This is a genomic window from Micromonospora sp. D75, assembly GCF_018070405.1.
GTDB lineage: Bacteria > Actinomycetota > Actinomycetes > Mycobacteriales > Micromonosporaceae > Micromonospora > Micromonospora chalcea.
On sequence record NZ_JAGPXV010000131.1, the window covers coordinates 1 to 11160 of the forward strand.

Genomic DNA, 11160 nt, shown 5'->3' on the forward strand with positions numbered 1-11160 from the left:
GCGTCGGCGCCGACCCCCGGCCGCGGGTCACCCACCGGGGCGCCCGGGCTCGCCGGCCGGGTCCGGCCCGGCCTCCGCGGCCGGGCCGTCGGGCGGCCACGGGCTGCTGATCGGGTCGGAGGCGTCGCGGGCTCCCCGCAGTGCCGCCTCGGGGATCGGCCACTGGCCGGCGAGGTCGTCGACCCGCTGCCACTCGGAGACGGTGAGGCGTTCCTGCACGCGCCACTCGCCCGCGCGCCGGGTGACCAGGTCGACGTAGCGGAACCCGCTGATGATGTTGCCGCGGGGCGGTTCGGACGTGCTGCGCTGCAACGCGATGCCGTACGTCTCGGCCCGGGCGCGGTCCGGGTCGGCCGGGTCGAGTTCGACCAGGATGTTCGTCAGGTAGTGCATCGTCATGGTGCGCCGCGCCACGAGCGCGAAGACCGTGTCCAGCATCGTGTCCCGGTCGGCGGTGGTCCCGCCGAGGGTGATCCGGGCGTCCGGGTGGAAGGCGCTCGCGGCCAGGTCCCGGTCCATCCGGTCGATCCCGCGCGCATAGCGCAGCAGGGCCCGTTCGACGGCCCGCTCGGCGAGCAGCGCGTCCAGCTCGACCGGGAGGGACCGCGACGGTTCAGACACCGAAGCCTCCGTCGACGTCGAGCTTCTGCCCGGAGATGAAGCCGGCCCGGTCGCTGGCCAGGAAGCAGGCGGCCTCGGCGATGTCGAGGGCACTACCGAACCGCCGCAGTGGAGTCGAGGACCGGGCGACGGCCAGGGCGCGCTCGTCGAGGTCACCGGAGGAGATCAGCCGCTCGGCCATCCCGTCGGTGAGCATGCCCGGCCCGACGCAGTTGAACCGGATGCCGAAGCGGCCCTCCTCGTTGGCGAAGGCCCGTACGAGCGCCTCGACCGCCGCCTTCGGCGCGGCGGACAGGCCGTCCCGGGCGGGATAGCGCGTCGTCGCCGCGGTCGTGATCGCCACGACGTTGCCACGGCTCTGCCGCAGGGCCGGGAGACAGGCCGAGACCAGCGTGAAGAAGGCGGTCGTGTCGTTTGCGACCTGCGTGGCGAACTGCTCGGGGCGCACTGTGGACAGGTGCCGCATGGGTACGTGCGGCCCGGCCGCGTGCACGACCGTGTGCAGCGGCCCGCGGCTCCCGGTGAGCTCCGCCACCAGCGCGGCGGTGGCCTCGGCGTCGGTGAGATCGAGGTGGTGCGCCGAGTGCGTGCCGGACGCGACGGGCGGCAGTTCGTCGAGCACCTGCCGGGCGGCGTCGGCGTCGGTGCGGTAGGTGATCGCCACCGCCGACCCTCGACGCGCCAGCTCGCGGGCGATGACCCGGCCGAGGCCGCCGGTGCCGCCGGTGACGAGCGCGACGCCGGCGCGGTGGACGAAGTCGGCGGGCACGGGCAGTGCCGCCGTGGGCGCGGTCGGGGAGGACTGGTCGGTCACGACAACTCCTGAGGAGGTGGGAGGGCCGGGGGAGGTCAGGTCGCGGGGAGGGGGTCGGCGCGTCCGCGACGCAACCACAGGAGCACGGTGGCGGCCGTGGCCAGGCATGCGGCGGCGTACAGCAGGAACGCGGTCGTGGAGCCGAGCCACGTGCTCAGCCCGCCGAGCAGGAGGGCGCCGAACGGCAAGCCACCCCAGCCGAGGACGTAGAGGCTCATCACCCGGCCGCGCTGCGCGTCGTCGACGACCTTCTGGACCACCGTCTGCAGGGTCACCATGGCGCCGATGCTGAACGTGCCGCACAGCAGCGCGGCCGCCGCGAGCACGGGCACCGTCGTGGCGGCGCCGAGCAGGGCGTTGCTCAGGCCGAGCAGAACGAGGGTGACAGCGGCGTGCCACACGGTGGCGATGCGCTCGGACAGACGGGCCACGACGAGGATGCCGAGGAGCGAGCCCAGCCCGGTCAGCGCCACGAGCACGGGGAAGACCGGATCCGGGTTGTCAGTGGTCGCGGCCGCCCGGACGGGGAGCTGGGTGGTGAAGGCGCACCCGAAGAACGCGTTCACCGCGACGATGACGAGGCAGAGCGCGGCCGGGGGACGCTCGCGGGCGTGCCGGATCCCCGCGCGTACCTGGGTGGTCAGGCTCTCCCGGGCCACCCGGACGGCCGGCGGGATGCGCCGGGTGCGGACCGCTACCGCGGCGGCGGCCGCGGCGAGAGTGAGCGTCGCGTACATCACGAACGTGCCCAGCGGTCCCCAGGCCACGAGGATCAGCCCGGCGACCGCGGGGCCGATCGAGCGGGCGAGGTTGAGCCCGGCCGCCTGGATCGGGACGGCATGGCCGAGCGCCTCGGCCGGGACGGTGTTTGCCACGAGGGCCTGGGTCACGGGGGACAGGAAGCTGATTCCGGTGCCGGCGAGGAAGGCGAGCCCGAGCATCACGGGCAGGGCGACGATGCTGGCCGCGATCGTCGCCGCGCAGACCCCGGCCAGGACGGTGGTCGCCAGGAGCACGCCGATCTGCAGCCGCCGCCGGTCGACCGCGTCGGCCAGCACGCCGGCCGGGATGGAGAAGAGCGTGAACGGCACGAGCAGACAGAAGAAGAGCGCCCCCATCGTCGCCGGGGTGGCGTCGCTCTCGATCAGCACCGACTGGAAGGCGATGTTGCAGCCCCAGTAGCCGGCCTGGGACAACACCAGGGTCAGGAGTACGAAGCGGAAGTCTCGGAATTGCAGGGCCGAGAACATTTTCACGTCTTTCGCCATCCTTCTGTCGTTTCCGGGACCCTACCAAGCGCTTGCTTGCATAGCTAGTGCCGGGTGTGGTTTTCTTCCCGTACCTCGAGTGAAAGGGCGTGCCGTGAGCGGCTTCTGCGCAGGACGAACGGTGATCGTGACCGGTGCCGGACAGGGGCTGGGCCGGGTCCACGCCCTCGAATTCGCCCGGCACGGCGCGAACGTCGTCGTCAACGACATCGACAGCAGCCGGGCGGCGGCCCAGGCCGTCGTCGACGAGATCCGCGCGCTGGGCGGTCGCGCGGTCGTCAGCACCGGCGACGTCAGCGACTGGGCCTACGGTGAGCGCCTCGTGCGCGAGACGGTCGAGACCTTCGGCGGGCTGCACACCCTCGTCAACAACGCCGGCATCAACCGCGACCGGATGCTTGTCAACATGAGCGAGCAGGAGTGGGACCTGGTCCTGCGGGTCGACCTCAAGGGACACTTCGTCCCGATGCGCCACGCCGCCGCCTACTGGCGGGACGAGGCCAAGGCCGGCCGCCCGGTCGCCGCGCGCGTGGTCAACACGTCCTCCGGCGCGGGGCTCATGGGCAGCGTCGGACAGGGCAACTACGGCGCCGCCAAGGCCGGGATCGCCGCGCTGACCCAGATCGCGGCCGCCGAGTGGGCCCGGTACGGCATCGTCGTCAACGCGATCGCCCCCTCGGCCCGTACCCCGATGACCGAGGCCGTCTTCGCCGAGGCGATGGCCGCCCCCGCGACGGGCTTCGACGCGATGGACCCGGCAAACGTCTCCCCGCTCGTGGTCTGGCTCGGCTCCGACGCCGCGCGGGCCGTCAGCGGCGCCGTCTTCGAGGTCGCCGGCGGCGAGGTCTCGCTCGCCGACGGCTGGCGCCACGGGCTGGCCGCCGACAAGGGCGGCCGATGGGAACCGGAGGAGCTCACCGACGTGGTCGCCGACCTCATCGCCCGCTCCGAGCCGCCGACCCCCGTCTACGGTGCCTGACATGGGTGCGCCGGTGAGCGACGAGCAGTTCCGGGCCGAGATCCGCGGCTGGCTCCAGGAGGCCCTGACCGGGCCGTTCGCCGAGGCGGTCGGCACCGGCGGCGAGGGACGCGAGCACGAGGCGCACGAGCTGCGCCGCGAGTGGGAGCGCCACCTGGGCCGGGCCGGCTGGATCGGCCTCTCCTGGCCCACCGAGTACGGCGGTCGCCCGGCGACCCTCGCCCAGCAGGTCATCTTCCACGAGGAGTACGCCCGCGCCGGCGCGCCCGGCCGGCTCGGGCACATGTCCGAGCAGCTGCTCGGCCCGACCCTGCTCGCGTTCGGCACGCCGGAGCAGAAGGCGCGCTTCCTGCCCCGCATCACCAGCGGTGAGGACATCTGGTGCCAGGGCTACTCCGAGCCCGGCGCGGGGTCGGACCTCGCCGGGGTGCGCACCCGCGCCGAACGCCGGGGCGACCACTACGTCATCACCGGGCAAAAGGTGTGGACCTCACTGGCGCACCTGGCCGACTGGTGCTTCGTGCTGTGCCGCACCGATCCCGGCTCGACCCGCCACGCGGGCCTGTCGTACCTGCTGGTGCCGATGAATCAGCCCGGCGTGACGGTGCGCCCGATCACCCAGCTGACCGGCACGAGCGAGTTCAACGAGGTCTTCTTCGACGAGGCCGTCGCCGCCGTCGAGCACCGTGTCGGCGCCGAGGGCGAGGGCTGGAAGGTCGCCATGGGCACGCTGGGCTTCGAGCGGGGCGTGTCCACCCTCGGCCAGCAGATCGGCTTCCGCCGGCGCCTCGACGCCGTCATCGCCCGGGCCCGCTCCAACGGCGCCTGGCAGGAGCCGGCGCTGCGTGACCGCCTCGTGGACGCATACATCGGGCTCGAGGTGATGCGGCACTCGGCGGTGCGGCTGCTCGCGTCCGCCGGTGAGGGGCTGTCCGGTCTGGAGGCGTCGATCTCCAAGCTCCAGTGGGCCACGTGGAACCGCTCGCTGGGTGAGCTCGCGGTCGACGTCGAGGGGGCCGGGGCGCTGCTCACCGGGCCCGGGTACGAGCTGGACGACGCCCAGACCCACTTCCTCTTCAGCCGCGCCAACACGATCTACGGCGGCTCCAACGAGATCCAGCGCAACATCATCGCCGAGCGCCTGCTCGGCCTGCCCCGATGAGGTGAGGACGATGACCGGAACGCCCGAGGACCTCGCCGAGATCCGTGCCTCCGTGGCCGAGGTGCTCGACGGGCAGGCCGACCTGCGCCGAACCCACGAGGTCATGGTCGGGGAGCGGGGCTACGACCCGCTGCTGCACGAGTTGCTCACGGCCGAGCTGGGCCTGCTCGGCCTCGTCGTGCCGGAGCACCTCGGCGGCCTCGGCCTGGACGTGCCCGCCGCGACCGCCGTCATCGAGGAGCTCGGGGCCCGGCTCGTGCCGGGCGCGCTCGCGACGAGCCTCACCGCGATCCTCGCCGCCCGCGCCCTCGGCCCGAGCGCCGAGCCCCTGCTGGCACGCGTCGTGGACGAGCAGCTGACCCTGGCCGTCGCGCTCGCCGAGGACGGCGCGGGCTGGGATCTCGGGCAGGCCGCCACCCGGGCCGCCGGCGCCGGGGACGAGTGGGCGCTGACCGGGACGAAGACCCTCGTCGCCGGGGCCGAAGCCGCCCGGGCCGTTCTCGTCACCGCCCGCAACGAAGGCGGTGAGCTGGGCGTCTACGCGGTGGACCGGGCCGCCGACGGGGTGGACGTGCGGACGCACATGACGCTCGACCAGACCCGGCGGCTGAGCACCGTGCACCTGCGCGAGGCCGCCGCCACCCGGGTCGACGCCCCCGGCGGCGACGGTGCCCGGGTGCTGCTGGACCACGTACGCGCGATGCTCGCGCTGGAGTCGGCGGCCGCCGCCCGCGCCTGCCTCGACCTCACCGTCGACTACCTCAAGGTGCGGGAGCAGTTCGGCCGCCCGATCGGGTCGTTCCAGGCCCTCAAGCACCGCTGCGCCGACCTCGCCGTCGCGGTCGCCGGGGCGCGGGCCACCGCCGACCACCTCGTCACGACGTTGCGCACCGGGGCCGCCACCCGCTCGCACGACGCGGCGCTGGCCAAGCTCGTGTGCGCCGACACGCTGATGACCGTCGCGGCCGAGGCGATCCAGTTGCACGGCGGCATCGGGTTCACCTTCGAACACCACGCACACCTGTTCTTCAAGCGCGGCAAGTCGGCCCAGCTGCTGGCCGGCTCTGCGGCGGCGGTCCGCGCCGAGGTGGCGGCGCTCGCCGGCCTCTGAGCGAGGCGCCGAACTCCACGGCAGGCAGGAGCGGAGGGGCCGCACCGAACCGGTGCGGCCCCTCCGCCGTACATGCCCCGCGCGCTCAGCCGAGCGGACCGGCGCCGGGCGGCTGGGCGGCCAGGTGCCGCGACGGGATCTCCCCACCACCGTCGACGACGATCTCCGTGCCGGTGACGTAGGCGGACAGCGGCGAGACGAGCAACAGGCAGGCCGCGGCGATGTCGGCCGGGGTGGCCATCCGCCGCATGGGGATGGTCCGCGCCACGCGGTCCTGCCCCGCCTCGTCGCCGTAGTAGAGATGCGACAGCTCGGTCTGCACGAGACCCACAGTCACCTGGTTGACCCGTACGGCGGGCGCGAAGTCGAGCCCGAGGCACCGGGTCAGCATCGTCAGGCCCGCCTTGGCCGCGGCGTACGCGGCGGTGTCCGGGGCCGGGTTGGCTCCGGCGACCGAGCCGATGTTGATGATCGTCCCGCTGCCCTGACGCTGCATGACCTCGTTGGCCTGCTGGGCGACGTAGAACGGGGCGAGCAGGTTGAGCGTGACGACCGCCGAGACGAAGCGGGGGGACACCGTCGCGGTGTCGGCGCTCGGTGCGCCACCGGCGTTGTTGACCAGGATGTCGAGCCGGCCGAACCGGTCCACCGCCGCGGCGACGAGGGCCTTGGCCTGCTCCGGGTCGCGTACGTCCGACTGGACGAAGACGGGCGTGCGTCCGTCGATCCCGGGCAGTTCCTCGGGCTCGCTGCGGCCGCACACGATCACCCGCGCCCCGGCCCTGAGGAAGGCGCGGGTGATCTCGGCGCCGATGCCACGGGTGCCTCCGGTGACGACGGCGACCTGGCCGGTCAGGTCGACGCCGCCGGGCGTCTCGGGGGAGTGGGTCATCAGAGCCTCTCGATGATCGTGACGTTGGCCTGGCCGCCGCCCTCGCACATCACCTGCAGGCCGTAGCGGCCGCCGGTGCGTTCGAGCTCGTGCAGGAGGGTGGTCATCAGCCGGGCGCCGGTGGCGCCGAGCGGGTGGCCCAGGGCGATCGCGCCGCCGTTGACGTTGACCCGCTCCGGGTCGGCCCCCGTCTCCTGGAGCCAGGCGAGCACGACCGAGGCGAACGCCTCGTTGATCTCGAACAGGTCGATGTCGTCGATCGACATTCCGGTGCGTTCGAGCGCGTGGGCGGTGGCGGGGATCGGGGCGGTGAGCATCAGCACCGGGTCGTCGGCGCGTACCGACAGGTGGTGGATCCGGGCGCGCGGGGTCACGCCGTGCTCGGCCACGGCCTGCTCGCTCATGACGAGCAGGGCCGCCGCGCCGTCGCAGATCTGGCTCGCCACGGCGGCGGTGACCCGGCCGCCGGGGGTCAGCGGGTCGAGGGCGGCCATCTTCTCCAGGCTCGTGTCGGCGCGCGGACAGGTGTCGGTGTCGACGTCGCCGACGGCGCGGATCTCGCGGCCGAAGCGGCCCTCGGCGATGGCCCGCAGGGCCCGCTCGTGGCTACGCAGGGCGAAGCGCTCCATGTCCTCCCGGCTGACGCCCCACTTCTCGGCGATCATCTCGGCCGAGCGGAACTGCGAGATCTGCTCGTCGCCGTAGCGCTCGCGCCAGCCGATCGACCCGGAGAAGGGGTCGTCGAAGCCGTACTGCTGACCGGTGAGCATCGCGGCCGAGATGGGGATGGCACTCATGTTCTGCACGCCCCCGGCGACCACGACGTCGTTGACTCCGGCCATGACGGCCTGGGCCGCGAAGTGCACCGCCTGCTGGCTCGAGCCGCACTGCCGGTCCACTGTGACGCCGGGTACGTGCTGCGGGAGGCCGGCGGCGAGCCAGGCGGTGCGGGCGATGTCACCGGCCTGTGGGCCGATGGTGTCGACGCAGCCGAACACGACGTCCTCGACGGCGCCGGGGTCGATCCCCGAGGAACTCATGAGGCTGGTGAGCGCGGCGGCTCCCAGATCGGCGGAGTGGATCTTGGCGAGCGCGCCACCGCGTCGCGTGACGGGGGTGCGGACGGCGTCCACGATGTATGCCTCTGCCACCGGGTTCCCTTCCTTCAGATGCCTCACCGGTCGGTGCCGCCGGCGTCGCTGCCGCTAGTCTAGCAAGCGCTTGGTTGGTAGTCTGTGCTTCGTTTCCGACAAGTGACCGGCTCCGCGTGAGGAGATGTGCGTGAGTGACGTGTTGACCACGATCCCCGCCCTGCTGCGGCAGGCCGCGCAGGACGCCGCCGAGCTGGAGGCCCTCGTCGACGGGGACGTGCGGATGACCTTCGCCGAGCTCGACGCGGCCGTCAACCGGTTCGCGCGGGCCGCTGTCGCGCACGGTCTCGAGCCGGGGGACCGCGTCGTCGTCTGGGCCCCGAACAGCGCCGACTGGGTCGTCAGCGCCCTCGGCGTGCTGGCCGCGGGCGGCGTGCTGTGCCCCGTCAACACCCGCTTCCGTGGTGCGGAGGCACGGTCCGTCATCGCCAAGGTCCGGGCCACGATGGTCGTCCTGGACGACGCCTTCCTGGACACCCACTACCTGGCCGCGCTGCGCGGCGACGGGCCGTCACCGGCCGTCGGCCGCCCCGTGCCACTGCTGCCCTCGGTGCGTACCGTCGTCGACCTGTCCGCCACCGGCCGCGAGCAGACCGATCACGGCGTGTGGTCCCTGGCGGGCTTCACCGCGCTGGCCGACCAGGTCGACCCCGGAGTCGTCGACGAACGGATCGCCGCCCTCGCCCCGGAGGACGTGTCCGACATCCTGTTCACCTCCGGCACCACCGGCTACCCCAAGGGCGCGATGGTCTCGCACGCCTCGAACCTTCGCGTCGACAGGGAGTGGGCCCGACTCGTCGGGCTGCGGCGAGGCGACCGCTATCTCATGGTCAACCCGTTCTTCCACAGCTTCGGCTGGCGGGCCGGCATCCTGGCCTGCCTCCTCACACGCGCCACGATCATCCCGGTCGCCGTGTTCGCCGTCGAGACCGTGCTGCGTCTCATCGAGCAGGAACGGGTCACGGTCTTCCCCGGCGCGCCCACCGTCTACACGTCCCTGCTCGAACACCCCGACCTCGGCAGGTACGACCTCAGCTCGGTACGCCTGGCCGTCACCGGCGCCACGACCGTGCCAGTGCCGCTGCTGCGCCGGATGCGCGAGGAACTCGGCTTCCGCGACGTCATCACCGCCTACGGCCTGACCGAGACGTGCGGCACCGCTACCGTGTGCCCGCCCGACGCCGGCCTCGAACGGATCTCGACCAGCTGCGGGCGGGCGATCCCGGGCACCGAGTTGCGGATCGCCGGTCTCGACGGACAGCCGCTGCCGGCCGGCGAGTCGGGCGAGATCCTCGTGCGCGGCTACAACGTGATGGCGGGCTACTTCGAGGACCCGGACGCCACGGCGCAGGCCATCGACGAGGACGGCTGGCTGCACACCGGTGACGTCGGCTGGGTCGACGAGGACGGCTACCTGCGCATCACCGACCGGATCAAGGACGTCTACATGGTCGGGGGCTTCAACGTCTACCCAGCCGAGGTCGAGCGGGTGCTGTCCGAACATCCCGCCGACGTAGACGTCGCGGTCGTCGTGGTCCCCGACGCGCGGATGGGCGAGGTCGGCAGCGCCTTCGTGCAGACCGTTCCCGCCTGGACCGGTGACGAGTCGGCGCTCGCCGACGAGCTCGAGGCGTGGTGCCGGGAGCGGCTGGCCAACTTCAAGCGCCCGCGCAGCTTCACCGTCGTTGCGGCGCTGCCACGAACCGCGAGCGGAAAGATCCAGAAGTTCAAGCTCACCGGGTGAGCCCGGCGTTGCGCTTCGTGCGGGCGCACCGGCCCCGGTGCCCTGCTCGCCGGCAGGCCCGACGCCCCGACCAGACCTGACACCGACGGCACCGCCGTCACGGGCGCCAGCCCGAGAACCGGAGGACACCAATGCAGGACGCAGTCATCGTCGCCGCGGCGCGCTCGCCGATCGGCCGGGCCTTCAAGGGGTCGTTGGCCTCGATGCGGGCCGACGACCTGGCCACCCAGATGGTCCAGGCGGCCCTGGCCCAGGTGCCGGCGCTCGACCCGACCCAGATCGACGACCTCATGCTCGGCTGCGCGCAGCCGGCCGGCGAGCAGGGCTGGGGCCTCGCGCGCGTCGTCGCTGTCGAACTCGGGCTCGACCGGGTTCCCGGGACGACGGTGCAGCGGTACTGCGCGTCGAGCCTGCAGACGACCCGGATGGCGCTGCACGCCATCCGCTCCGGTGAGGCCGACGTGCTCGTCTCCGCCGGGGTCGAGGCCGTCTCGCGCTTCGCCGCCGGCAAGTCCGACGGCATGCCGGACACGAAGAACCCGATCTTCGCCGCGGCGGGGGAGCGCACCGCCACCCGCGGACGGGGTGGCGCCGGCCCGTGGACCGACCCACGCGACGCGAATGAACTGCCCGACGTCTACATCGCGATGGGCGAGACCGCGGAGAACGTCGCGAGCCACCGCGGTGTGAGCCGCGCCGAGCAGGACGAGTGGGCCGCCACGAGCCAGCAGCGGGCCCAGGCCGCGATCGAGTCGGGCTTCTTCGCCACCGACATCACGCCGGTGACCCTCGCCGACGGCACCGTCGTGGCCACCGACGACAGCCCTCGCGCCGGAGTGACGGCCGAGTCGCTGTCCGGCCTCAAACCGGCCTTCCGGCCCGACGGTACGGTGACCGCGGGCAACTGCTGCCCGCTCAACGACGGCGCGGCCGCCCTCATCATCATGTCCAGCCGCAAGGCCGCCGAACTCGGCGTCACGCCGCTGGCCCGGATCCTGTCCACCGGTGTCTCGGCGATCTCGCCGGAGATCATGGGTCTCGGCCCGGTCGAGGCGTCGAGGCGGGCCCTCGCCCTGGCCGGGCTCTCGATGGCCGACATCGATCTCGTCGAGCTCAACGAGGCGTTCGCCGCTCAGGTCGTCCCCTCCATCTCGGACCTCAAGGCCAACCCCGAGCAGGTCAACGTGCACGGCGGCGCGATCGCCCTGGGCCACCCGTTCGGTCAGACCGGAGCGCGGATGACGACGACGCTCATCAACGGGCTGCGGGCGCGGGACGGCCAGTTCGGCCTCGAGACCATGTGCACGGCCGGTGGCCAGGGCATGGCGATGGTCATCGAGCGGCTCTCCTAGGCGGGTGGGTCGACGTCCCCCGTCGAACCGGGGACGTCGACAGCCGGCTCACGCCACCAAGCCGAG

Annotated in this window: 10 protein-coding genes; 5 read left to right on the forward strand and 5 right to left on the reverse strand. The window is 73.0% G+C overall.

Annotation, left to right across the window (positions count from 1 at the left end):
* Positions 1-27: 27 nt before the first annotated feature.
* Genes KBX39_RS10920 through KBX39_RS10930 form a run of 3 tightly spaced genes read right to left on the reverse strand, consistent with a single transcriptional unit; the run spans position 28 to position 2685 of the window.
* Positions 28-621: a nuclear transport factor 2 family protein gene (locus KBX39_RS10920; RefSeq protein WP_210870317.1), complete on the reverse strand. Its 594-nt coding sequence runs from the start codon at positions 619-621 to the stop codon at positions 28-30.
* A complete protein-coding gene (locus KBX39_RS10925; RefSeq protein ID WP_210870319.1) occupies positions 614-1435 on the reverse strand; it encodes an SDR family oxidoreductase in 822 nt (273 codons plus the stop codon). Before KBX39_RS10925 ends, KBX39_RS10920 begins: the two co-directional genes overlap by 8 nt.
* A gap of 35 nt (positions 1436-1470) precedes the next feature.
* Entirely contained in the window at positions 1471-2685 is a 1215-nt protein-coding gene (locus KBX39_RS10930) for an MFS transporter (RefSeq protein ID WP_247660075.1), read from the reverse strand.
* 112 nt (positions 2686-2797) lie between these two features.
* Here KBX39_RS10930 and KBX39_RS10935 point away from each other — a divergent pair, with 112 nt between their 5' ends.
* Genes KBX39_RS10935 through KBX39_RS10945 form a run of 3 tightly spaced genes read left to right on the forward strand, consistent with a single transcriptional unit; the run spans position 2798 to position 5955 of the window.
* Positions 2798-3682 carry an SDR family oxidoreductase gene (locus KBX39_RS10935; RefSeq protein WP_210870323.1) on the forward strand — a complete coding sequence of 295 codons (885 nt, stop codon included), beginning with the start codon at positions 2798-2800 and terminating at the stop codon, positions 3680-3682.
* A gap of 13 nt (positions 3683-3695) precedes the next feature.
* Positions 3696-4844, forward strand: coding sequence for an acyl-CoA dehydrogenase family protein (locus tag KBX39_RS10940; protein ID WP_199496114.1), 1149 nt, complete (start codon positions 3696-3698; stop codon positions 4842-4844).
* 10 nt (positions 4845-4854) lie between these two features.
* Complete coding sequence (locus tag KBX39_RS10945; protein ID WP_210870325.1) at positions 4855-5955, forward strand: acyl-CoA dehydrogenase family protein; 1101 nt, start codon at positions 4855-4857, stop codon at positions 5953-5955.
* An 85-nt stretch (positions 5956-6040) separates the two neighbouring features.
* On the opposite strand, the gene KBX39_RS10950 is transcribed toward KBX39_RS10945, so the two are convergent.
* Both KBX39_RS10950 and KBX39_RS10955 read right to left on the reverse strand, forming a co-directional pair.
* Complete coding sequence (locus tag KBX39_RS10950; RefSeq protein WP_069090078.1) at positions 6041-6847, reverse strand: SDR family oxidoreductase; 807 nt, start codon at positions 6845-6847, stop codon at positions 6041-6043.
* Positions 6847-7998 (reverse strand): acetyl-CoA C-acetyltransferase, encoded by a 1152-nt coding sequence (locus KBX39_RS10955; protein WP_064446337.1) that lies wholly within the window; start codon positions 7996-7998, stop codon positions 6847-6849. Before KBX39_RS10955 ends, KBX39_RS10950 begins: the two co-directional genes overlap by 1 nt.
* 139 nt (positions 7999-8137) lie before the next feature.
* Between KBX39_RS10955 and KBX39_RS10960 the strand changes: the two genes are divergently transcribed.
* On the forward strand, positions 8138-9742 hold the full coding sequence (locus KBX39_RS10960) for a FadD3 family acyl-CoA ligase (RefSeq protein WP_210870327.1): 1605 nt from the start codon (positions 8138-8140) through the stop codon (positions 9740-9742).
* A gap of 131 nt (positions 9743-9873) precedes the next feature.
* The gene (locus KBX39_RS10965; RefSeq protein WP_064446335.1) at positions 9874-11094 is read left to right on the forward strand and encodes an acetyl-CoA C-acetyltransferase; all 1221 of its coding nucleotides are present in this window, start codon (positions 9874-9876) and stop codon (positions 11092-11094) included.
* Positions 11095-11160 lie beyond the last annotated feature (66 nt).

Bases quoted from the DNA above. Each gene is read 5' to 3' on its own strand.
- KBX39_RS10930 (WP_247660075.1), bottom strand. From the start codon at position 2,685: ATGTTCTCGGCCCTGCAATTCCGAGACTTCCGCTTCGTACTCCTGACC.
- KBX39_RS10945 (WP_210870325.1), top strand. From the start codon at position 4,855: ATGACCGGAACGCCCGAGGACCTCGCCGAGATCCGTGCCTCCGTGGCC.
- KBX39_RS10950 (WP_069090078.1), bottom strand. From the start codon at position 6,847: ATGACCCACTCCCCCGAGACGCCCGGCGGCGTCGACCTGACCGGCCAG.
- KBX39_RS10965 (WP_064446335.1), top strand. From the start codon at position 9,874: ATGCAGGACGCAGTCATCGTCGCCGCGGCGCGCTCGCCGATCGGCCGG.